This is a genomic window from Pseudomonas sp. RAC1, from assembly GCF_030658255.1.
Taxonomy (GTDB): domain Bacteria; phylum Pseudomonadota; class Gammaproteobacteria; order Pseudomonadales; family Pseudomonadaceae; genus Aquipseudomonas; species Aquipseudomonas boreofloridensis.
This window is the reverse complement of record NZ_JAUTXS020000038.1, coordinates 256,300-277,346: the sequence shown is the minus strand read 5'-3', so window position 1 is coordinate 277,346 and position 21,047 is coordinate 256,300. Positions and strand designations below refer to the sequence as shown.

The following is a 21,047-nucleotide window of genomic DNA, read 5'->3' as shown; positions in this document are numbered from 1 at the left end:
GGGTACATCCAGGGTCTTTGCCGGGCTTCGCTGCCCGGAACTCGTTATTCGCCGACGCTGATCCTCAGGCCGGCCGCTATCGCAAAGGGTGTCAGTGTTACCGCAAGGGCCGTGAGGCTGGCCAACCAGAGCAGGTACCCGGTGGCGGGCATATTCTGCAACGCCGCCTGCAACGCACCACTGCCCAGGATCAATACCGGGATGTACAGCGGCAGAATCAGCAGCGCCAACAGCAATCCACCGCGCTTGAGACCCACGGTCAGCGCTGCGCCCACCGCCCCCAGCAGGCTCAACACCGGCGTGCCGAGCAGCAGTGAGCCGAGCAGCACCGGCAGGCAGGCGCTGGGCAATCCGAGCATCAGCGCCAGCACCGGCGCCAACAATACCAGCGCCAGGCCGGAAAAGGTCCAATGCGCCAGCACCTTGGCCAGCACCAGCAGCGGCAAAGGCTGCGGCGACAGCACCCACTGCTCCAGCGAACCGTCCTCGAAATCGCTGCGAAACAGGCCGTCCAGCGACAGCAGCACCGCCAGCAAGGCAGCGACCCAGACCAGTCCCGGCGACAAGGTTTGCAACAATTGGCTCTCGGGACCGACCGCCAGCGGGAACAGCGCCACGACGATGGCGAAGAACACCAACGGGTTGGCCAACTCTGCCGGACGACGGAACAGCAGACGCGCCTCGCGGCGCAACAACAACGCAAAGACCTTCATGCTGCCCACTGCCCCAAGTTCAGTTCGCGATAGCCGCCCGGCTTGTGTTGCAAGCTGTGGTGCGTGGTCAGCACCACCGTCCCGCCCTGCTCGCAATGGCTGGCCAGGTGCGCTTCGAGCTGGGCCACACCCAGCTTGTCGAGGGCGGTGAAAGGTTCATCGAGAATCCACAGCCCAGGCCCGTCCAGGTACAAGCGGGCCAGGGCCACGCGTCGCTGCTGACCGGCCGACAGCGTGTGGCACGGCACATCTTCGAAGCCGCGCAGGCCGACCTGGGCCAACGCCTGCCAGATGGACGCGCGGCTGGCGGGTCGATGCAGGGCGCAGAGCCAGGCCAGGTTCTCCTCGGCGCTGAGCAACTCCTTGATGCCCGCAGCATGGCCGATCCACAGCAACACGCTGGCCAGGGCCTGGCGCTGCTCGCCCAGGGCACGGCCGTTGAGCAGGATCTGCCCGGCCGTCGGCTGCATCAGCCCGGCCAACAGGCGCAGCAGGCTGGTCTTGCCGCTGCCGTTGGGACCACTGACCTGCAGCATGTCGCCGGGGCACAGTTCAAAATCCAGGTGTTCGAAGAGCAGACGCCAGTCGCGCTCGCAGGCAAGGTTCGCGGCTTGGAGGTGGAAGGTCACGGTTTCGCCTTATGCTGTTCAGGGTCCGGCACCCGCTGCTTGCAGGCTCACCCAGCCCCTCTGCAGGAGCGGGCTCAGCCGCGCAACAAACGACGCCGAACACGCCGGTGTCTCAAGTCGCCCCGCGCGCGGCCGTTAAACTACCCGTGGCGAGGCGCCCGGATTATACATGGACGCCCAGGCTGTCAAGAGAGCTGGCTCGACAGGTTGTATACAATCATGACCGAAATCAATAGTCTCAGCGCGCAGAGCGCCTTCGCTGCCCAGGTAGCCAAGGCCAGCCTGACCGGCGAACTGCTGCGCCTGACACAATCGCAACCTGGCCTGATCCCCAACGGCGAAACCGCCCAGGCCGAGGTGGTGAACCTGCGGCAGAACGGCGCAGACTTCACCCTGACCCTGCGCCTGATGCTGCCCGATGGCAGACCTGTGCAGCTTCAGGCCAACGCGACCCAACCGCTGCCACCCGGCAGCCAGGTCACCGTCGGGCAACTCGACAGCAGCCGCCTGGCCGTGGCCGTGCAGCAGGCCAGCGCCAGCAACATCGCCACCCTGACCCAGCTCGACACCCGCCAGATCCCGATCGGCACGCTGTTACAAGGCAAGGTCCTGACCAACCAGCCACTGCCGGCCGAAGCGGGACAGGCACCGGCCTTCCGCGCACTGGTCAGCCTCCTCAACAGCAGCCAGGCCGGCGCCACTCTGGCCATTGACAGCCCGCGCCCGTTGCCCGTCGGCAGTCTGCTCAGCGCCCTGGTGCAAGGTGACCAGTCACTGCGCTTCGTGCCCCTGAGCGGTCGCCAGGACCAGTTGGCCATCGCCCAGCAACTGCTCACCCAGCAAGGCCGTCAGGCCTCGCTGCCCGCCCTGCTTGGCGCGCTTCAACAACTGGCCAGCGCGCCCAGCGCCGACCCTGCACTCTCGGCCAGCGCCTCACGGTTGCTGGCCAGCCTGCCCGACCCCGCTCAACTGGGCGATGCCAAGGCCGTCGCCCAGGCCCTGAACAACAGCGGCGCCTTCCTTGAAGGCAAGCTGCTCGCAGGCCTGGGACCGGGCGTTGCGCCAGACCTCAAGGCGCAACTGGTGCGTCTGGTGGCGCAGATCCTGCCCAGTGTGCCGGGCAATCAAGCCCTGGCCGCCGCCACCCTGGCCCAGGCGCTGCCGGCCTTGGCCCGTGGTGCGCGCGGTCTGCTCGACCAGGTCGGCAACCGCCCGCAGCCCGGCATGTTCCCGCTGCCGTCGCGGCTGTTGCAGAACCTGGAGGACACCGGCGACCTGCAGCAGTTGCTGCGTCTGGCAGCGGCGGCGATTTCCCGGGTACAGAGTCACCAATTGGCCAGCCTGCAGCAGACCGGCACCACCGAGACCGGCAACCAGCAGACCACCTGGCAAAGCGAGATTCCCCTGCGCCACGGCCAGGAGTTCCTCCCGGTACAAGCCAAGCTGCAACGCGAAGAAACCCCGGAACAGCACGCCGACCCGCACCGCGCGCAGCGTGACCCGCTCGAATCGCTGTGGCGTATCGAGCTGGCCTTCGACCTGCCGCCGCTCGGTGCGCTGCAGGTGCAGGCGCAACTGAGTCAGGGTCGTCTCAGCGGCCAGTTATGGGCCGAACGTCCACAGACCGCCCGCTTGATCGACAGTCAGCTCGGCAGCCTGCGCGAGCGTCTGCTGGCCCGCGGTCTGGACGTCGGCGACCTGGCCTGCCATCCCGGCGCGCCGCCCCAGGGCCCGCGTACCCGCCTGGAACAACGTTGGGTGGATGAAACCGCATGACAGAGCGCGCACCACGCCAGGCCATCGCCCTGAGCTATGACGGCGAGCAAGCGCCGACCCTGAGTGCCAAAGGCGAGGACGCCGTGGCCGAGGCCATACTCGCCCTGGCCCGCGAGCACGAAGTCCCGATCTACGAAAACGCCGAGCTGGTCGGCTTGCTGGCGCGTCTGGAGCTGGGCGAGCAGATTCCCGAGGCGCTGTACCTGACCATCGCCGAGATCATCGCCTTCGCCTGGCAACTGCGCGGCAAGCTGCCACCAGGCTTCGACGACACGCCGCCCGAGCCACGCGACATCACCCCGGCGCGGGCCTTGCCTGCGCCCGACGACAGCACTATCTAACGCCTGCCCCGCCCCCCATGGCGCCAAGCTCGGTCCTCCACTGCTCTGCACGGAGGCCCGCATGGCCATGCCCCCTCTCCCCGCCGAAAACCTGCACCTGGTGCACGCGGCACTGGTCGATTTCCCGCGACCGGATGCTCTGGCCGAAACCCTGCTGCGCCCGTGGCTGAAAGCGCGAGGCATCGACACGCCTGCGCAGGAAATCGACGTCGTCACCTTGCACTACCAGCTCGAACCGCTCGGCGAAGGCCGCCAGCATTTTCGTGAAAACGCGGTGATCACCCAGAAAATGAGTGCAGTCCAAGCCCTGCTGAGCAATTGGCAAGGCGAAAGCGCCGAGGGCTATGGGGGCTTTCACTTCGGTGATTGGGCTGGGATCGCACCCAGTGGCGTGCTGCACCTGGTCGAACGTCTGGACACCGAGGGCACCTCGCCAGGGTTCTCGGCTTATCGGGTGTTCAACGGCCTCTATCGACGCCAGACACCGGCGCTCTATGGCCCCGCTACGCGCCTGCCGGTGCGCGCCGAAGACTTCCAGGCGCTCATCTGGGGACTGCACCTGAACACCCTGTACAAGGCGCAGTTGGATAGCTACTGGTCGGCTCATCTGAACGACTACCAGCGAGCCCTGAAGATCAACTTCATCGCCGCCTGCAATCGGCAAGTCGCCGAAGGCAGTCTCAGCGAAGAGGCGCGGCAGATGATCTGGCAGGCCGCGGGCATCTCACGTCAGGACAGGTTCACGCTCAAGGTCTCGCTGCTCAACGTCTACGGCTACGTCGCCACCTCGCTGCTGTGCTTGCGTACCGAGGACAGTGCACTGACTTTGTTGTACATCCCAGGCAACAGCAGTCCGTTCCTGAGCTTCGACACCCCCTTGGCGATGAAGCACTGGTTCGCCCGCCAGTGCCAGTCGGCCGACCGCCGCGCGGCGCTTCTGACGCTCTTCAGCCCGCTCGACTGGCCCGATGGCCTGGATTTCAGCGGCCTGCAAACCGCACTGGCGGGCCTGGGTCGCTATCCGCAGCCACACCGTTTCCTGTCCTCCCATTCGGGCTTCGCCACCAGTGGGCTATGGACGCCCGAGTTGATGGTCGACTACCGCGCCGACCACTACAACCCGCCCATTACCGAAGAGCTGTTCGGCTACCTGGCGCGCCACCAGCAACAGCGCGCCTATGCCACGCTCGACAGTCAGGTCGTCAGCAATCAACAGATCGAAAAGCTTCGCGCGACCCGCTATCTGAACATCGCGCTGGTGATGCTGGCACCGGTCGCGATGGTGATCCCTGCCCTGGCGCCGCTACTGGCCGCAGGCGGCCTGGCGCAGTTCAGCCTGGGCCTGGACCGTGTGCTCAACGGCCGCTCGCTGGAGGACAAGGTCGCTGGCGTCCAGGACCAGGTATTCGGCCTGTTCAACGCGCTCCCTCTGGTCGGCACGGCGGCGGCCCGATCGAGCGCGCTGTATCGCTGGTGCCGACCCGGCTTCGTCACCTTCAGGCAGTTGCTGCAAGGCAGCGACAGCGCCGAGGCATTGGCCCTGCAACCGGCCGAGGCGGCGTTTCGCGAGCCCACCGTACAAGCGTCCACGCAAACCGCTGCCGTGGTTACCCGTATCGACGAAAGCCTGCGCCATCGCTTCGCGGCCTGGCTGCAAACAGAGGCTGGGCTGGAGAATGACTGGGTCTGCTATGAGCTGAACACCGACAGCTTCATTCGGCTGTCGCAGATCCGCCAGGAAAGCCCGCCACGCTGGATCGTCAGTGCCGAGCACGCCAACGCTCTGGTACCCATGACCGACAGCAGAACCGTCAGCGACCTGCAGCGCATGGCCACGCTGCGCGCCTTGGGTATCCACGTCGATCTACCGCTGGACTACACCCCCTACCAAAACATGTCGCGCACGCCGCTGGAGCCTTTGATCACCAGTGTCTGGCTGGGCGATCGTCGTCTGGGCGAGCCGTTCATCGACGCCATCGCTCACAACGCCCGGGCGCTGCACGGTAGTCGCTACGAATATCAGTTGCTGCTGTCACGCCAGAACGTGGCGAACTTCGACCACAACGTCAGCCAGCTCAACGCAGTGGCGCCGCGGCTACGAATCCGCACCCTCGAAGAACAGCCGTTCTTTCTCGAATTCGAGCGCTCTGCCTATTACCCGCAGTACCAGGCGGCGCTGCGCGGCGACGGCCTGGGCGCCACGCATTTCAGTTCGGCCTGCGACATCCTGCGCTATCGCGTTCTCAAGCACTTCGGCGGCTTGTACATGGACACCGACGACAGCCTGTTGCTGCCCAAGGACGGTAGCGTCGCCGCCCTGCCCCTGGAGCAGCAGGACCTGCGTTGCAGCGCCGACGGGCTGCTGCTGGCGCAACCGGTGTCCAACGACCGGCTAGGCATGTACATCAAGTTCAACAGCAGCCTGATCGGCAGCCACGCGGGCAATCCGACCCTGGACGCCATTTCCGACGAGATCCTGCGACGCTATCGCTTGGAGCCCACCTTCTACGACCACCATCCGGACCCGGACCTGGATCCGGTGGGTCTGCACCACTATGCCCGCCGACTGAACCTGCTGACCGGTCCCGGCGTGCTCAACGATGTGATCGACCAGCATCTGCCGTGGCTGCGCCAGTTGCGCGAGACCTGCACCCTGCTGGCCTCGCCGGTCCACGACGTGTTCAGCGTGGTCAACAGCCGTGCGCTGATGGACGCCCTGGCCAGTTTCGCGCCCCTGGGCGATGTGGCCGACATCGGCCGCGCCCATTCCTGGTTGAACCACTGATCGGCACCGTACGACACCGCGATCCTCAACCCTCGACCCAGGTATCTGCCATGATCCCCATCCCCTATCTCAACGCCAAAGGTATCGATTTCGCCCGCCAGCACCTGGCGGCCTTCCCTCGCCCAGACCGTCAGGCCATCGCGGCACTCGACCAGTGGCTGCCCAGCCAAGGCATCGACGTACCTGCCGAGCAGATCGTTGCCGCCACCCTGCATTACCAAGCCGGCAGCGACGGCTGGAACGGCGTCGTCGTCCAGCGACAGAGCCTGGCGCAGGCGCTGCTGAGCAACTGGCAAGCGCCGCCGGATCTGGAGGCCGTACCGCACCTGCTCCGGCCGCAGCAGCCGCCAGGCAGCGCGCGGCACATCCGCATCGTTTCCGCCCTGCAGCCGCCGCACCAGACCGGAGCGCAGAACTACTACGTACTCAGCGGCCTGTTCCGGCGCAGCGAGCCCCAGGTCTATGACCAGCACAGCATGCTGCCGCTGTCGGTGTCGGCACTTCAGTCGTTCGTCTGGGACCTGGATTTCAACCGGGCCTACAAGGCTGAGCTCGACACTTACTGGTCCGAGCATTTCGACAGCTACCGCGACTCGCTGAAACTGAACTTCATCGCGGCATGCAACAAGCAGATCAGCGAAGGCAGCCTGAGCGATGAAGGAAGGCGATTGGCCTTCAGGGCTGCCGGGGTGATGCATTCGCCGCTCCCGATCGATGTACGCATGCTCAATGTCTACGGTTACGCCAGCACCGACCTGGTGTGTTTGCAGGCCCAGGGAAGCGACCTGATCGTGCTGTACGTGCCAGGCAATGCCTCGCCGCTGCTGAGCTTCGCCAATCAGGGCGAGTTGCAGGATTGGTTCGGCCAGCAATGCCGGAGTGCGCCCACGCGCGAGGCACTGCAAGCGCGTTTCAACCCGGCCGATACCCCGGACGGCCTGAGCTTCAGCGGGCTGGAAACGGCCTTGGGCGGCCTGGGGGTCTACCCCCATCTCTACCATCTGGACAGCCAGCGGCCTGGCTTCACCGCCGCTGGGGTCTGGGCACCGCGCGACTACGTCAACTACAAGCCGTCCAGCTACAGCCCGACGTTGAGCGGCGACCTGTTCCACACCCTGGCCACGCGATACCGCCAGCGCAGCTATCAAGACGCCGACTTCCTCATCCACGCCGACAGCGAAGTCAGCAAAGCCCGCTGGCGTGGCTACCTGTCCTCGGCCATGACCTACCTGGCTCCCCTGGCGTTGGCCGTGCCGGAGCTCTGGCCGCTGTTTGCCGTCGGCGGTATCGCCCAGTTCGGCCTGGGCCTGGACCAGGCCCTGCAAGCGCGCACGCAGTCTCAAGCCAGCGAAGGCCTGGAGGCGATGGTGTTCGGCCTGTTCAACGCGGCGCCACTGGCACTGGAGAGCGCGGCCAGGATCTCCACCCTGTTGCGCGTGAAAAGCGACAACTTCGTCTTCCCCTCCCGGGTCAACGAACGCTGGGGATACCCGCTGAGCCCAGTGTCACCGCCGCACCTGCCCGATCTGGACATGGCCCCTTACTTCCACGTGTCAGACCCCATTGCGCCAGTGGCCGGTGCCGATCCTGCGGTGTCGGCAGCGGTGGTGCGCAACTGCCTGTACGACGGCACGCCGGATCGCCTGGAGGCCTCCCTGCATGGCTACAACGCGGAGGTGGTGTACGACCTGGAACAGGATGCGTTCATGTGCGAAGAGGATATCAATGAGGTGAATCCGCGCTACTTCACTGCCCGCCCCGGCCGGCGTGACCTGGCCCGGGTCGACGTGCGCCAGCGTCCGGTCGACGACGCCATGCGCAGCGCCAGCCTTCGCGCATTGGGTGTCGATCTGCAACTGCCTGTCGTGTTGCCCGAGCCTGCGACGCAAGCCCTGCAGCCCATTGCACGAACGCTGACGTGCCTGTGGGTCGGCGACAAGCTGCTCTCCGAGGCCTTGATCGCCAACCTCGCGCACAATGCGCAACTGGTGCAGGACAGCAGTTACACCCTGCGCCTGCTGCTGTCGCGGGCGACCCCTTCGGCGTTCGAGCAGAACCTCGCGCAGTTGGTCCGTGAGGCCCCCGGCCTGCACGTGCTGCCACTGGAGGACCAGGCATTCTTCGTCGCCCTGCGCAACAGCAAGTACCACACGCACTATCAGGCTGCCATTGACGGCGGTGCATTCGCCGCAGCCTCGGACATCCTGCGTTACCGCATGCTGTACCACGACGGCGGACTGTACATGGATGTGGACGACACGCTGCTTGGCGCAGGAGGCTATCGACAGTTCGAGAATGGGGTCGGCGTCGGTACGCCGGGAGAGGCGCTGGACGCGGTGGAGCTGGCGACAAGCCCCGATGGACTGCTGTTGCAGCCGCCGATCAGCAACGAAACCCTGGGCATGAACTGCCTGTTCAACACCAGCTTCATCGGCAGCCACGCGGGCAATCCTACGCTGGAGGCCATTTCCGAAGAAATCCATACCAGGCTGTCGCAAACGCCGGACTTCCATACCTGGCGACCGACATTCGCCGAGGATCCAGCCGCCTTCTATCGCTACGCCCGACGCCTCAGTGCGCTGACCGGACCGCGCGTGGTCACGGACGTGATCGACCGCCGGCTTGCCGCCCTCTCCCAACTGCGCCAAGTGGCGAACCTGGGCTGCATGAAGATCGTCAATCTAGGCCTGTTCGTCGATCTGGACCGCTACACCGAACTGGTGCGCAATCTCCTGCCACTCAACCGCCTGGCCAAGGTCGGCAGCCTGCACTCCTGGGCCAAAGGCTGATCCCGGCGCGTTTCAGCCCAATGCCAAGCGGCCCACGCGCGCGTCAGGGCGCCTGTGGGCCACTCAGCCGCGGTGCAGGCGGCTCATCAGCTCGGCCTCGGCCTGGGTCAGGCCACAGCTCTGCGTCAGTTCCTCGACGCTGGCGCCCATGCCCACCAGCTTGGCGGCCTGGGAGAAGGTGACGCTGTTGGGATCGCGCTGCTCCAGTTGCAGCAGCTTCTCCGGCAACGGCGCCACCACCGCGCGCAATTCATGAATCGCTTCGCCCATGCGCACGGTCACGTTCTGGTAGTCGTCCAGCCGCTTGGCCAGGTCCTTGATGCGCTGGTCACGCAGCGCATCGCCCTGGGCCTGCTGGGCGGCCAGCTCGCGCTGGCGCTTGCTGTAGTTGAGAAAGAACCACAGGCTCAGCGCCCACAACAACGCGAGCAAGATGACGGCAGCCTCGAAGATCACCTCAGATGTTCTCCAGCTCCGACCACTCTTCCTCGCTCATCATCTTGTCCAGCTCGACCAGAATCAGCAGTTCGCCGTTCTTGTTGCACACGCCCTGGATGAACTTGGCCGACTCTTCGTTGCCGACGTTCGGCGCGGTCTCGATCTCCGACTGACGCAGGTAGACCACTTCGGCCACGCTGTCGACCAGGATGCCGACCACCTGCTTGTCCGCCTCGATGATGACGATGCGGGTGTTGTCGGTGATGTCCGACGGCATCAGGCCGAAGCGCTGACGGGTGTCGATCACGGTGACCACGTTACCGCGCAGGTTGATGATGCCCAGCACGTAGCTTGGCGCGCCCGGAACCGGGGCGATCTCGGTGTAGCGCAGGACTTCCTGCACCTGCATCACGTTGATGCCGTAGGACTCGTTGTCCAGACGGAAGGTGACCCATTGCAGGATCGGATCTTCGGAACCTTGTGCAGACGACTTCTTCATTACCCTAGCCCTCTCAGTCCGCCGGTGGCGGTGTGCTCGTTATGGTCGCAGCAGCTGCGGCGCCGATTCAGTTGTGTGTGATGTTCATCTGCTTGACCGCGCCACTGGCGATCAGCTCGGCCAGCTCGGCAACGTCGAGCAAGGCGCACATGTGTTCGATGACCGTGCCCGCCAGCCAGGGGCGCTGACCGCGCTGGCTGCGCCATTTGATTTCCTGAGGGTCCAGGCGCAGCGAGCGGCTGACCTGATGCACGGCCAGGCCCCACTCGTAGCCCTGCACCGAAATCACGTAGTGCAGGCCTTGGCGGAAGTCGTCGCGGTAGCGGTCGGGCATCACCCAACGCGCGGTGTCCAACACCTTGAGGTTACCGGCCTGGCACGTGAGGATGCCGAGGAACCAGTCGGGCTGGCCGAACAGCGGCGTCAGCTCCTGCCCTTCCAGGCTGTAGATCGAGCCCAGGCACACCAGCGGCACCGCCAGGGTCAGCCCGGCGACGTCGAACAGCAGGCACTCGAACGGCTCCGCCGCCCAGGCCGGACGACCGTCGACGGTGGCCGGGGGCACCGGCGCGCCAGGCGCCGGCAAGTGCACATCGACCAGCGGCGCGACGGGCTCGACGAGCTGCGCTTGGCGCGTGGTGTCCGCCGCCAACTCACTGGCCTGAACCGGCGACGCGTCGTCCACGCTGACGTCGGTTTCAGGCGGCAGCACCGTAGGCAGAACGCGCGGCGCGGGCTCGGCGTAGGGCCGGGTCTCGACGGGCCGGCGCGCATCGCGGGCCTGCTCTTCACGCACGGCAGCAGCGAATTCGTCGCTGGGGGCTTGTTCCAGCGCCGGCGCACTCGCTTCGGGCACTTCTTCGAACTCGGTGGCGTCCTGCAGCAGGCCATCGAGGTAGGATTGCAACGCCAGTTGCGGCTTGCTGGTGATCTGTGGAGCGTGATTCATCAGGCCACCTGCAGGGCGTTGCGGTAGGAGAGCAGGTGCTTGAGCAGCGCCCGGTATGCGGTGACGCCACGGCTCTTGCCGTCGAACTGCGAGGGCGTGACGCCATTGCGACTGGCATCGCGCAGGCGCGTGTCGACCGGAATATAGCCCTGCCAGACCTGCTCGCCATAGGTGTCGCGCAGCAGTTTCAAGGTGCCGAGCGAGGCTTGCGTGCGGCGGTCGAACAGCGTCGGCACGATCTGATAAGGCAGCGCTTGCTTGCGCGAACGGTTGATCATGGCCAGGGTGCCGACCATGCGCTCCAGGCCCTTGACCGCAAGAAACTCGGTTTGCACCGGAATCACCAACTGCTGGCTGGCCGCCAGCGCGTTGACCATCAGTACGCCGAGCAGCGGCGGGCTGTCGATCAGGGCAAAGTCGAAATCCTGCCACAGCTGCGCCAGACTCTTGGCGATCACCAGGCCCAGGCCGTTCTGCCCGGGCGACTGACGCTCGAGCACGGCCAGCGCCGTGCTCGAGGGCAGCAGCGAGATCCGCTCGTGGCTGGTGGGCAGCAGCAATTGCCCCGGCAGGCCCTCGGGCACGCTGCCCTTGTGCAGGAACAGGTCATAGCAGCTGTGCTCGAGTACGTCGGGATTGTGCCCGAAATAGCTGGTCATCGAACCGTGAGGGTCGAGGTCGACGACGACCACGCGCTTGCCCGCCTCGGCCAGCAGACCGGCCAGAGCGATGGTAGTGGTGGTCTTGCCGACACCACCTTTTTGATTGGCTACTGCCCAGACTCTCATCGTGCGTTGCTTCCTCCCGACATGGGCGCGGGTCCCTGCGGGAACGGTCTATAAATTCGGTGACGGAGATTTGACGGGATCGCGCCCGGCCGTCGTGGCTGGCGAAGCTGGTGCACTTTGTGTGCCAGCACGGCGCAATGCCGCGTCCGGCGTGGCATTGGCCGTACCCGAACCGGTCAGGCTGCGGCGCACTTCCAGGTTGCGCGAGATCACCAGCACCACCCGGCGATTGCGCGCCCGGCCATCGGCGCTGTCATTGCTGGCCACCGGCTGGTATTCGCCGTAGCCCACCGAGGCCATGCGCGCCGGGTCCACCCCGTCCATCGCCAGCAGGCGCACGATGCTCGCCGCGCGCGCCGAGGACAGTTCCCAGTTGGTCGGGTACTGCGCGGTACGGATCGGCAGGTTGTCGGTGAAGCCTTCGACATGCACTGGGTTGGCGAACGGTTTGAGGATCTTGGCCACCTTGTCGATGATCTCGAAGGCGGTATCGCTGGGCATGGCATCGCCGCTGCCGAACAGCAACGCCGAGTTGAGCTCGATCTCGATCCACAGCTCGTTGCCGCGCACGGTCATCTGGTTGGAACCGATCAGGTCGCCGAAGGCAGCGCCGACCTCGTCACTGATGGTTTTCAACGCATCGGCGCTGCTCTGGCCGAGGCCGGCATCGACCTGGTCGCTGTCCTTGATCAACGGCTCGGCAGGCTTGACCGTCAGTGGACGCTCGTCGCCGATGGGAATCGGCCGCAGGCTGCGCTCGGGGTCGTTGAAGACCCCGACCAACGCCTGGGAAATCACCTTGTACTTGCCTTCGTTGATCGAGGAAATCGAGTACATCACCACGAAGAAGGCGAACAGCAAGGTGATGAAGTCGGCGTACGAGACCAGCCACCGCTCATGGTTCTCGTGCTCCTCGGTATGACGGCGACGGCGCATGGTCTACTCCATGAAGCCTTGCAGCTTGAGCTCGATGGAACGCGGGTTCTCGCCTTCGGCGATCGACAGCAGCCCCTCCAGCAGCATCTCGCGGTAGCGCGACTGGCGCAGGACGATGGCCTTGAGCTTGTTAGCCACCGGCAGCAGCACCAGGTTGGCGCTGGCCACGCCGTAGATGGTGGCGACGAAGGCCACGGCGATGCCATTGCCCAGTTGCGACGGATCGGCCAGGTTGCCCATCACGTGGATCAGGCCCATGACCGCACCGATGATGCCGATGGTCGGCGCATAGCCGCCCATGCTTTCGAAGACCTTGGCGGCCTGGATATCGCGGCTTTCCTGGGTCAGAAAATCCACCTCCAGAATGCTGCGGATCGATTCCGGCTCGGCGCCATCGACCAGCAACTGCAAGCCTTTGCGGGCATAGGGGTCAGGTTCGGCATCGGCCACGCCTTCCAGGCCCAGCAGGCCTTCCTTGCGCGCGGTCAGGCTCCAGTTGACCACCCGGTCGATGCCACCGGCCAGGTCCACGCGCGGTGGAAACAGGATCCAGCGCAGAATCTGCAGCGCACGCTTGAACGCCGACAGCGGCGACTGCAGCAGCGCTGCGGCCAGGGTACCGCCCAGCACGATCAGCCCGGCAGGTCCGTTGAGCAAGGCACCGACATGGCCACCTTCAAGGAAATTGCCGCCGACGATGGCGACGAACGCCAGGATCAGGCCGATGAGGCTGAGCACGTCCATCAGACGCAGGCCTCGACCAGGTGGCGCCCGATGTCGTCCAGGCTGTATACCGCATCGGCCAGGTTGGCCTTGACGATGGCCATGGGCATGCCATAGATCACGCAACTGGCCTCGTCCTGGGCCCATACAGTGCTGCCGCCCTGCTTGAGCAGGCGCGCCCCTTCGCGACCATCGGCGCCCATGCCGGTGAGCACCACCGAGAGCACCTTGTCGCCGTAGGTCTTGGCTGCCGAACCGAAGGTGATGTCCACACACGGCTTGTAGTTCAGGCGCTCGTCGCCAGGCAGGATCTTCACCGTGCCACGGCCATCGACCATCATCTGCTTGCCACCGGGCGCCAGCAGCGCCAGGCCCGGACGCAGCACGTCACCGTCCTCGGCTTCCTTGACGCTGATCTTGCACAGCTTGTCGAGACGCTCGGCGAAGGCCTTGGTGAAGGCGGCAGGCATGTGCTGGATCAGCACGATCGGTGCCGGGAAGCTGGCCGGCAGTTGCGTCAGCACCCGTTGCAGGGCCACCGGGCCGCCGGTGGAGGTGCCGATGGCGACCAGCTTGTAGGGTTTGCGCTTGGGCGCCGGCGAGTGGCTGGCTGCCGGCGCGCTCGGGCGTGTCGGGGCGGCACTGCGAACGGGCGCAGGGCTGCTGGCGACGCTGCTCGACGCTGCGCTGCTGCTCGGCGCGCTGGTCGCCGGGCTGGGCGTCGGGCTGGAGAAGCTGCTGAAACGGCGGTTGCTGCGCGAAATGGTATGCACCTTCTCGCACAGCATCTGCTTGACCTTGTCGGGGTTGCGCGAGATGTCCTCGAAGTTTTTCGGCAGGTAGTCCACGGCGCCAGCGTCCAGCGCATCGAGGGTCACGCGCGCGCCTTCGTGGGTCAGCGAAGAGAACATCAGGACCGGGGTCGGACAGCGCTGCATGATATGACGCACGGCCGTGATGCCATCCATCATCGGCATCTCGTAGTCCATGGTGATCACATCGGGCTTGAGTGCCAGCGCCTGGTCGATCGCTTCCTTGCCGTTGGTCGCGGTACCCACGACCTGGATGGTCGGGTCCGCCGAGAGGATTTCAGAGACACGGCGGCGGAAGAAACCGGAATCATCCACCACCAGGACCTTGACTGCCATAAACACTCCATTAGACGGCGCAACCGCCAGGTCGCGCCGCCGAAATCAAATACGCCGGGCGGCGTAACGCTTGAGCATGCTCGGAACGTCGAGGATCAGCGCGATACGACCGTCGCCGGTGATGGTGGCGCCGGACATGCCCGGAGTGCCCTGGAGCATCTTGCCCAATGGCTTGATCACCACCTCCTCCTGGCCCACCAACTGGTCGACCACGAAGCCGATGCGCTGGGTGCCGACCGACAGGATCACCACGTGCCCTTCGAGTTGCTCCTCATGTTGCTGGTCCTGGACCAGCCAACGCTTGAGGTAGAACAACGGCAGCGCCTTGTCGCGCACGATCACCACTTCCTGGCCATCGACCACGTTGGTGCGCGACAGGTCCAGGTGGAAGATCTCGTTGACGTTGACCAGCGGGAAGGCGAAGGCCTGGTTGGCCAGCATCACCATCAGCGTCGGCATGATCGCCAGGGTCAGCGGCACCTTGATCACGATCTTCGAGCCCTGGCCCTTGGCCGAGAAGATGTTGATCGAGCCGTTGAGCTGGGAAATCTTGGTCTTGACCACGTCCATGCCGACACCGCGGCCAGACACGTCGGAGATCTCGGTCTTGGTCGAGAAGCCTGGGGCGAAGATCAGGTTGTAGCAGTCCGACTCGCTCAGGCGGTCGGCCGCGTCCTTGTCCATCAGGCCCTTTTCCACGGCCTTGGCGCGCAGCACGTTGGGGTCCATGCCCTTGCCATCGTCGGAGATCGACAAGAGGATATGGTCGCCCTCCTGCTCGGCCGACAGCACCACCCGACCGGTGCGCGCCTTGCCGGACGCCTCGCGCTCCTCGGGGGTCTCGACGCCGTGGTCGACGGCGTTGCGCACCAAGTGCACCAACGGGTCGGCGAGGGCCTCGACCAGGTTCTTGTCCAGGTCGGTCTCTTCGCCGACCAGCTCCAGGTTGATCTCTTTCTTGAGCTGGCGGGCGAGGTCGCGAACCAGGCGCGGGAAGCGGCCGAAGACTTTCTTGATCGGCTGCATGCGCGTCTTCATGACCGCGGTCTGCAGGTCGGCGGTGACCACGTCGAGGTTCGACACGGCCTTGGACATGGCCTCGTCGCCGCTGTTCAGGCCCAAGCGCACCAAGCGGTTACGCACCAGCACCAGTTCGCCGACCATGTTCATGATCTCGTCCAGGCGTGCCGTGTCGACGCGCACCGTGGTTTCCGCTTCGCTGGCGCCATGCTTGTCGGCGGCCGGCGCCGCAGCGCGTGCCGGGGCGGCGCCGGCCGCTGCGGCGGGCTTGGCGGCAGCGGCGGGTGCAGGCTTGGCCACCGGTTTGCTTTCAGCCTTGGCCGCAGGCGTTGGTGCCACAGCAGTAGCAGCAGCAGGTGCCTCGGCAGCTACGGCATCACCGCTGAACTTGCCTTTGCCGTGCAACTGGTCCAGCAGCGCTTCGAATTCGTGGTCGGTGATGTGCTCGCCGGCAGGCTCGGCGGCGGGAGCGCCGGCGGCGGCTTCAGCCTTGGGCAGCCCATCGGCGGCGAAGGTACCCTTGCCGTGCAATTGGTCGAGCAGGGCCTCGAATTCGCTGTCGGTGATTTCGTCGCTGGCCGGCGATACTGCCGCAGGCGTTTCGCTCTCGGCCACGTCCGGCGAGAACTGGCCCTTGCCATGCAATTGATCGAGCAGCGACTCGAATTCGGCGTCGGTGATTTCGTCGGCGTTGCCGGAGGCCGCCTCGACCGGCGCCTGCTCGGCCGCTTCGGCCTGGGCCTTGACCGCATCCAGGGAGTCGAGCAACTGCTCGAACTCGGTATCGGTGATGTCTTCGCTGGCCGCTGGCGGCTCGACCGCCGCCGGCGCTTCGACCACGGCGGGCGCGGCGACGTCCTCGCCGGCAGGTTCGGCCAGGCGTGCCAGCGCTGCCAGCAGTTCCGGCGTGGCGGGGGTGATCTCGCTGCGCTCGCGGACCTGGCCGAACATGCTGTTGACCGTGTCCAGTGCTTCGAGCACCACATCCATCAACTCGGCGTCGACCCGACGCTCACCCTTGCGCAGGATGTCGAAGACGTTCTCGGCAATGTGGCAGCACTCCACCAGCTCGTTGAGCTGGAGGAAGCCGGCGCCCCCTTTTACAGTGTGAAAACCGCGAAATATGGCGTTGAGCAGGTCCGCATCATCGGGCCGGCTTTCCAGCTCGACCAGTTGCTCGGACAGTTGCTCGAGGATTTCGCCGGCTTCTACCAGGAAATCCTGAAGGATTTCTTCATCGGCGCCGAAGCTCATTAAACGTGCTCCCTAAAAACCCAGGCTGGATAGCAGATCGTCGACATCGTCCTGACCGGACACGACGTCTTCACGCTTATCGGCATGAATCTGCGGACCTTCACCCCGGGCTGGATGTTTTTCTTCATCTTTTTCAGCACGCAATTGATCGTGGTCATGTTCGATACCGGCAAAGCGGTCGACTTGACTGGCCATCAACACGAGTTTGAGCAGATTGCTTTCGACCTCGGCGACCAACGCGGTGACCCGCTTGATCACCTGCCCGGTCAGGTCTTGGTAGTCCTGGGCGAGCAGAATGTCGTTGAGGTGACCGGCCACCTTGCGGTTGCCTTCGGCGCTGTGCGTCAGGAAACCGTCGACGCGCTTGACCAACTCGCGAAACTCGGTGGCCGGCACTTCGCGACGCATGAAGCGCTGCCAATCGGCCGACAACGTCTGCGCCTCGGCCGACAGGTCGTTGAGCACGGGCGTGCTCTCCTCGACCAGGTCCATGGTGCGGTTGGCCGCGTTCTCGGTCAGGCGGACCACGTAGGACAGCCGTTCGGTGGCGTCGGTGATCTGCGACACTTCCTCGGCCTGCGGCATGCGCGGGTCGATCTGGAAGCTGACGATGGCGCTGTGCAGCTCACGGGTCAGCTTGCCGACTTCTTGATACAAGCCACGGTCTCGGGTCTGGTTGAGCTGATGGATCAGCTGCACCGCCTCGCCGAACTGGCCGCGCTCAAGGCTCTGCACCAGTTGTTCGGCATGCTTCTTCAGGGTCGACTCGAACTCCCCCAAAGAATCTTTTTTTGATTCCATAGCGCCCCCAGACATGCTTCAGCCGTTGACGCGTTCGAAGATCTTCTCGATCTTTTCTTTGAGCACCTGCGCGGTGAATGGCTTGACTACATAGCCGTTGACCCCGGCCTGAGCCGCTTCGATGATCTGCTCGCGCTTGGCCTCGGCCGTCACCATCAGCACGGGAATCCCCTTGAGCCGGTCGTGGGCGCGCACCTTGCGCAGCAGATCGATGCCGGACATGCCGGGCATGTTCCAGTCGGTCACCAGGAAGTCGTAGTGGCCACTTTCGAGCATCGGCAACGCCGTGACGCCGTCGTCGGCCTCTTCGGTGTTGGTGAAGCCCAGATCACGCAACAGGTTCTTGATGATCCGCCGCATCGTCGAGAAGTCGTCAACGATGAGGATTTTCATGTCTTTGTTCAATTAGACCTCCAAGCAGTCTTAAACGCGCTCGTCTCACAAGCGCGCGCTCAATCAATTCGGCACCCCGTACAACGACTGCAGCGAATCGGGGCTCAGCGTGCCCGCCATTCTCCCAGGCGGCTGCGCAGACGCGCCGCGCACTGGCTGTGCAACTGGCTCACGCGCGATTCACTGACCCCCAGCACTTCCCCGATCTCCTTGAGGTTCAGTTCCTCGTCGTAGTACAGGGCCAGGACCAGACGCTCGCGCTCCGGCAGGTTGGCGATCGCATCGGTCAGCGCGGCCTGGAAGCGCTCGTCTTCCAGATCGCGCGACGGCTCGACCTGACCACTGACCCCATCCTCGTGCAGCCCCTCGTGTTCGCCGTCCTGCAGCAGGTCGTCGAAACTGAACAGACGGCTGCCCAAGGTATCGTTCAGGATCCCGTAATAATCGTCGAGACCCAATTGGAGTTCGGCAGCAACCTCGTGATCTTTAGCGTCACGACCGGTTCTTGCTTCGACGCAGCGAATCGCGTCGCTGACCATACGCGTGTTGCGGTGCACCGAACGCGGCGCCCAGTCGCCCTTGCGCACCTCATCGAGCATCGCACCGCGGATGCGAATACCGGCGTAGGTCTCGAAGCTCGCGCCCTTGCTGGCGTCGTATTTGTTGGCCACCTCCAGCAAACCGATCATGCCGGCCTGGATCAGGTCTTCGACCTGCACGTTGGCCGGCAGGCGCGCCAGCAGATGGTAGGCGATACGCTTGACCAGCGGCGCATAGCGCTCGACCAGCTCGTATTGGGCGTCCTTGGAGGCTTTGCTGTACATCTTGAAACCGCTCGCGTTCATAGCACTGGTCCCGCGCTGGTAGGTTGCACCAGGCGCTCGACGAAGAACTCCAGGTGGCCGCGCGGGTTGGCCGGCAACGGCCAGCTGTCGACCTTCTGCGCGATGGCCTTGAACGCCAGGGCGCACTTGGAGCGCGGAAACGCCTCGTAGACCGCGCGCTGCTTCTGTACCGCCTTGCGCACGCATTCGTCATAGGGCACGGCGCCGACGTACTGCAAGGCAACGTCGAGGAAACGGTCGGTGACCTTGGTCAACTTGGCGAACAGGTTGCGCCCTTCCTGCGGGCTCTGCGCCATGTTGGCCAGGACGCGGAAGCGGTTCATGCCGTAATCGCGGTTGAGCAGCTTGATCAAGGCGTAGGCGTCGGTGATCGAGGTGGGCTCGTCGCACACCACCAGCAGCACTTCCTGGGCGGCGCGCACGAAGCTGACCACCGAGTCACCGATGCCCGCAGCGGTGTCGATCACCAGCACATCGAGGTTGTCGCCGATTTCGCTGAACGCCTGAATCAGCCCGGCATGCTGTGCCGGCGCCAGGTGCACCATGCTCTGGGTGCCGGAGGCCGCTGGCACGATGCGCACACCGCCCGGCCCCTGCAGGAGCACATCGCGCAGCTCGCAGCGCCCCTCGATGACGTCGGCCAGGGTGCGTTTGGGCGTGAGCCCCAGCAGCACATCGACGTTGGCCAGACCCAGGTCGGCGTCCAGCAACATGACCCGGCGGCCGAGCTCGGCCAGCGCCAGGGACAGGTTCACTGAAACGTTGGTCTTGCCGACGCCACCTTTGCCACCGGTGACGGCGATCACCTGTACGGGATGCATGCTACCCATGTCTGTTATTTACCTTGTCTCGCGTGGGACTTGCCCACTTGAAGGGTCGCTGTCGACTCCCGGGCGCCGTGCATCGTCAACCTACGCGCTTGTCGGGATTGTGGTAGAGATCAGCGAACATGTCGGCCATGGCCTCCTCGCTGGGATCTTCCTGCAACTGCACACTGACAGCGCGACTGACCAATTGGTGCCGGCGCGGCAGCTGTAGATCGTCAGGAATGCGCGGACCATCGGTGAGATAGGCCACGGGCAGTTCATGACTGATGGCCAGACTCAGCACTTCGCCGAGGCTGCCGGTTTCGTCGAGCTTGGTCAGGATGCACCCGGCCAGGCCACAGCGCTTGTAGCTGTGGTAGGCGGCGGTGAGCACCTGCTTCTGGCTGGTGGTGGCCAGTACCAGGTAGTTGCGCGCGGCGATGCCGCGCCCGGCCAGCGACTCGAGCTGCATGCGCAGGGCCGGGTCGCTGGCCTGCAGGCCGGCGGTATCGATCAGCACCACGCGCTTGCGCAGCAGCGGTTCCAGGGCTTGGGCCAGCGATTGGCCCGGGTCGACGTAGGTCACCGGCACGTTGAGGATGCGGCCCAGGGTCTTGAGCTGCTCCTGCGCACCGATGCGGTAGCTGTCCATGCTCACCAGCGCCAGGTTGTGCGCGCCGTACTTGAGCACGTAGCGCGCCGCCAGCTTGGCCAAGGTGGTGGTCTTGCCCATACCGGCGGGACCGACCATGGCGATCACCCCACCCTCTTCCAGCGGCTCGACCTCCGGCACCTGGATCAAGCGCGCCAGATGCGCCAGGACCATGCGCCAGGCCTGGCGCGGCTCGTCGATTTCGCCGGCCAGTTGCAGCAGCTCGCGGGCGATCGGACCGGACAGGCCCAGGCGCTGCAAGCGCCGCCAGAGATTGGCCTGCTGGGGCTTGTTGCCCTGCAGTTGGCCCCAGGCGAGCGAGCCGAGCTGCACTTCGAGCAATTCGCGCAGACCCGAGAGCTCGGAGCGCATGGCGTCGAACACGCGGCGATCGACGCCCGACACGGCCGCAGCCGGCGCGGCAGCGGGCGCCTCGACATGCGGCTCGACCAGCGGTTCAGAGGCAGTCAGCGAAAGGCCGGCGAACAGTTGACGGTTGCCCGCCTCGACGTCGCCACGCCCGTCCAGCTCGGCCTGGGCGGTAGCGATGCGCGATTGGGTCTTGCGCAGCTCGTCTTCCAGCTCCAGGTTGGGCACGCGCGGGGCCAGGGCGGACAGTGTGTAGTCCAGCGCGGCCGTGAGCTCGACACCACCGGCAATGCGCCGGTTGCCGATGATCGCGGCATCGGCACCAAGCTCATCGCGGACCAGTTTCATGGCCTGACGCATGTCGGCGGCGAAAAAACGCTTAACTTGCATAAC

General features: G+C 65.2%; 19 protein-coding genes. 4 read left to right on the top strand and 15 right to left on the bottom strand.

The genetic code is table 11. From position 1 onward, the window contains the following. Window positions 1-44: 44 nt before the first annotated feature. Both ccmB and ccmA read right to left on the bottom strand, forming a co-directional pair. Window positions 45-713, bottom strand: coding sequence for a heme exporter protein CcmB (gene ccmB / locus Q7C30_RS18650; RefSeq protein ID WP_029614971.1), 669 nt, complete (start codon window positions 711-713; stop codon window positions 45-47). Beyond that, window positions 710-1,342 carry a cytochrome c biogenesis heme-transporting ATPase CcmA gene (gene ccmA, locus Q7C30_RS18645; RefSeq protein ID WP_317872351.1) on the bottom strand — a complete coding sequence of 211 codons (633 nt, stop codon included), beginning with the start codon at window positions 1,340-1,342 and terminating at the stop codon, window positions 710-712. The genes ccmB and ccmA overlap by 4 nt, the downstream gene beginning before the upstream one ends. Before the next feature lie 219 nt (window positions 1,343-1,561). Here ccmA and Q7C30_RS18640 point away from each other — a divergent pair, with 219 nt between their 5' ends. From Q7C30_RS18640 to Q7C30_RS18625, 4 genes are all read left to right on the top strand, one after another. Further along, window positions 1,562-3,118, top strand: a complete 1,557-nt coding sequence (locus Q7C30_RS18640) for a flagellar hook-length control protein FliK (RefSeq protein ID WP_317872350.1) — start codon at window positions 1,562-1,564, stop codon at window positions 3,116-3,118. Further along, window positions 3,115-3,459: an EscU/YscU/HrcU family type III secretion system export apparatus switch protein gene (locus tag Q7C30_RS18635; protein ID WP_317872349.1), complete on the top strand. Its 345-nt coding sequence runs from the start codon at window positions 3,115-3,117 to the stop codon at window positions 3,457-3,459. The genes Q7C30_RS18640 and Q7C30_RS18635 overlap by 4 nt, the downstream gene beginning before the upstream one ends. Before the next feature lie 61 nt (window positions 3,460-3,520). Further along, the gene (locus Q7C30_RS18630) at window positions 3,521-6,244 is read left to right on the top strand and encodes a DUF6543 domain-containing protein (protein WP_317872348.1); all 2,724 of its coding nucleotides are present in this window, start codon (window positions 3,521-3,523) and stop codon (window positions 6,242-6,244) included. A 50-nt stretch (window positions 6,245-6,294) separates the two neighbouring features. Further along, window positions 6,295-9,033: a DUF6543 domain-containing protein gene (locus tag Q7C30_RS18625; protein ID WP_317872347.1), complete on the top strand. Its 2,739-nt coding sequence runs from the start codon at window positions 6,295-6,297 to the stop codon at window positions 9,031-9,033. A gap of 63 nt (window positions 9,034-9,096) precedes the next feature. Here Q7C30_RS18625 and Q7C30_RS18620 read toward each other — a convergent pair whose 3' ends face one another. From Q7C30_RS18620 to flhF, 13 genes are all read right to left on the bottom strand, one after another. Next, window positions 9,097-9,489 (bottom strand): DUF2802 domain-containing protein, encoded by a 393-nt coding sequence (locus tag Q7C30_RS18620; protein ID WP_039578900.1) that lies wholly within the window; start codon window positions 9,487-9,489, stop codon window positions 9,097-9,099. Between the two features lies 1 nt (window position 9,490). Continuing rightward, window positions 9,491-9,970 carry a chemotaxis protein CheW gene (locus tag Q7C30_RS18615; protein ID WP_029614967.1) on the bottom strand — a complete coding sequence of 160 codons (480 nt, stop codon included), beginning with the start codon at window positions 9,968-9,970 and terminating at the stop codon, window positions 9,491-9,493. A gap of 67 nt (window positions 9,971-10,037) precedes the next feature. Next, complete coding sequence (locus tag Q7C30_RS18610; RefSeq protein WP_317872346.1) at window positions 10,038-10,919, bottom strand: CheW domain-containing protein; 882 nt, start codon at window positions 10,917-10,919, stop codon at window positions 10,038-10,040. After that, window positions 10,919-11,707 carry a ParA family protein gene (locus Q7C30_RS18605; RefSeq protein WP_317872345.1) on the bottom strand — a complete coding sequence of 263 codons (789 nt, stop codon included), beginning with the start codon at window positions 11,705-11,707 and terminating at the stop codon, window positions 10,919-10,921. Before Q7C30_RS18605 ends, Q7C30_RS18610 begins: the two co-directional genes overlap by 1 nt. 48 nt (window positions 11,708-11,755) lie before the next feature. Then, window positions 11,756-12,643 (bottom strand): flagellar motor protein MotD, encoded by an 888-nt coding sequence (gene motD / locus Q7C30_RS18600; protein WP_295482283.1) that lies wholly within the window; start codon window positions 12,641-12,643, stop codon window positions 11,756-11,758. Window positions 12,644-12,646: 3 nt separating this feature from the next. Next, entirely contained in the window at window positions 12,647-13,387 is a 741-nt protein-coding gene (locus Q7C30_RS18595; protein ID WP_039578908.1) for a flagellar motor protein, read from the bottom strand. After that, window positions 13,387-14,514, bottom strand: a complete 1,128-nt coding sequence (locus Q7C30_RS18590; protein WP_029614965.1) for a chemotaxis-specific protein-glutamate methyltransferase CheB — start codon at window positions 14,512-14,514, stop codon at window positions 13,387-13,389. Before Q7C30_RS18590 ends, Q7C30_RS18595 begins: the two co-directional genes overlap by 1 nt. A gap of 45 nt (window positions 14,515-14,559) precedes the next feature. Beyond that, the gene (locus Q7C30_RS18585; RefSeq protein WP_317872344.1) at window positions 14,560-16,788 is read right to left on the bottom strand and encodes a chemotaxis protein CheA; all 2,229 of its coding nucleotides are present in this window, start codon (window positions 16,786-16,788) and stop codon (window positions 14,560-14,562) included. A gap of 12 nt (window positions 16,789-16,800) precedes the next feature. Then, the gene (locus tag Q7C30_RS18580) at window positions 16,801-17,589 is read right to left on the bottom strand and encodes a protein phosphatase CheZ (protein ID WP_029614960.1); all 789 of its coding nucleotides are present in this window, start codon (window positions 17,587-17,589) and stop codon (window positions 16,801-16,803) included. Between the two features lie 18 nt (window positions 17,590-17,607). Further along, window positions 17,608-17,982 carry a chemotaxis response regulator CheY gene (locus Q7C30_RS18575; RefSeq protein WP_162889548.1) on the bottom strand — a complete coding sequence of 125 codons (375 nt, stop codon included), beginning with the start codon at window positions 17,980-17,982 and terminating at the stop codon, window positions 17,608-17,610. 104 nt (window positions 17,983-18,086) lie between these two features. Further along, window positions 18,087-18,827 carry an RNA polymerase sigma factor FliA gene (gene fliA, locus Q7C30_RS18570; protein ID WP_029614958.1) on the bottom strand — a complete coding sequence of 247 codons (741 nt, stop codon included), beginning with the start codon at window positions 18,825-18,827 and terminating at the stop codon, window positions 18,087-18,089. Beyond that, entirely contained in the window at window positions 18,824-19,666 is an 843-nt protein-coding gene (gene fleN / locus Q7C30_RS18565) for a MinD/ParA family protein (RefSeq protein ID WP_205419329.1), read from the bottom strand. Before fleN ends, fliA begins: the two co-directional genes overlap by 4 nt. A gap of 67 nt (window positions 19,667-19,733) precedes the next feature. Beyond that, window positions 19,734-21,044, bottom strand: coding sequence for a flagellar biosynthesis protein FlhF (flhF, locus tag Q7C30_RS18560; RefSeq protein ID WP_039578918.1), 1,311 nt, complete (start codon window positions 21,042-21,044; stop codon window positions 19,734-19,736). Window positions 21,045-21,047: the final 3 nt, after the last annotated feature.

What these genes read in the sequence shown, in the direction of transcription:
- ccmB (WP_029614971.1), bottom strand. Translation starts at nt 713, where the DNA reads ATGAAGGTCTTTGCGTTGTTGTTGCGCCGCGAGGCGCGTCTGCTGTTC.
- Q7C30_RS18640 (WP_317872350.1), top strand. Translation starts at nt 1,562, where the DNA reads ATGACCGAAATCAATAGTCTCAGCGCGCAGAGCGCCTTCGCTGCCCAG.
- Q7C30_RS18635 (WP_317872349.1), top strand. Translation starts at nt 3,115, where the DNA reads ATGACAGAGCGCGCACCACGCCAGGCCATCGCCCTGAGCTATGACGGC.
- Q7C30_RS18630 (WP_317872348.1), top strand. Translation starts at nt 3,521, where the DNA reads ATGGCCATGCCCCCTCTCCCCGCCGAAAACCTGCACCTGGTGCACGCG.
- Q7C30_RS18625 (WP_317872347.1), top strand. Translation starts at nt 6,295, where the DNA reads ATGATCCCCATCCCCTATCTCAACGCCAAAGGTATCGATTTCGCCCGC.
- Q7C30_RS18615 (WP_029614967.1), bottom strand. Translation starts at nt 9,970, where the DNA reads ATGAAGAAGTCGTCTGCACAAGGTTCCGAAGATCCGATCCTGCAATGG.
- Q7C30_RS18610 (WP_317872346.1), bottom strand. Translation starts at nt 10,919, where the DNA reads ATGAATCACGCTCCACAGATCACCAGCAAGCCGCAACTGGCGTTGCAA.
- Q7C30_RS18605 (WP_317872345.1), bottom strand. Translation starts at nt 11,707, where the DNA reads ATGAGAGTCTGGGCAGTAGCCAATCAAAAAGGTGGTGTCGGCAAGACC.
- motD (WP_295482283.1), bottom strand. Translation starts at nt 12,643, where the DNA reads ATGCGCCGTCGCCGTCATACCGAGGAGCACGAGAACCATGAGCGGTGG.
- Q7C30_RS18595 (WP_039578908.1), bottom strand. Translation starts at nt 13,387, where the DNA reads ATGGACGTGCTCAGCCTCATCGGCCTGATCCTGGCGTTCGTCGCCATC.
- Q7C30_RS18590 (WP_029614965.1), bottom strand. Translation starts at nt 14,514, where the DNA reads ATGGCAGTCAAGGTCCTGGTGGTGGATGATTCCGGTTTCTTCCGCCGC.
- Q7C30_RS18585 (WP_317872344.1), bottom strand. Translation starts at nt 16,788, where the DNA reads ATGAGCTTCGGCGCCGATGAAGAAATCCTTCAGGATTTCCTGGTAGAA.
- Q7C30_RS18580 (WP_029614960.1), bottom strand. Translation starts at nt 17,589, where the DNA reads ATGGAATCAAAAAAAGATTCTTTGGGGGAGTTCGAGTCGACCCTGAAG.
- Q7C30_RS18575 (WP_162889548.1), bottom strand. Translation starts at nt 17,982, where the DNA reads ATGAAAATCCTCATCGTTGACGACTTCTCGACGATGCGGCGGATCATC.
- fliA (WP_029614958.1), bottom strand. Translation starts at nt 18,827, where the DNA reads ATGAACGCGAGCGGTTTCAAGATGTACAGCAAAGCCTCCAAGGACGCC.
- flhF (WP_039578918.1), bottom strand. Translation starts at nt 21,044, where the DNA reads ATGCAAGTTAAGCGTTTTTTCGCCGCCGACATGCGTCAGGCCATGAAA.